At 63.8% G+C, this 354-nt stretch carries 1 protein-coding gene; it reads right to left on the bottom strand.

Going from position 1 to position 354, the window contains the following annotated elements; translation table 11 throughout:
- On the bottom strand, window positions 1–354 hold a 354-nt coding region (locus AC1D0P_RS32665), incomplete at both ends, for a carboxyl transferase domain-containing protein (RefSeq protein ID WP_477680512.1).

Below are 354 nucleotides of genomic sequence, written 5' to 3' on the forward strand. Positions count from 1 at the left end.
CCATCGTCCCACAGTCGCGCCGTGGCAAAATACGGGTTGCCCTCCGTCTCGTATTTCTCCCGGATCGGGCTCTTGAACGCGTCCTCGTCTTCGGCGGACCATGTCTCGCCCTTGGCTTCCATACCGTCCCGTTTGATGGTGGCGAGAACCGACGCGGCCTGTTCGCCGCCCATGACGCTGATGCGGCTGTTCGGCCAGGCGAAGAGGAATCTGGGGCGATAGGCGCGGCCACCCATGCCGTAATTGCCCGCGCCAAAACTGCCGCCGATGAGGATGGTAACCTTGGGCACGCTCGCCGTGGCGACGGCGGTGACGAGTTTTGCTCCATCCTTGGCGATGCCGCCGGCCTCATAT

The organism is Polaromonas sp. P1_G2, from assembly GCF_056405515.1.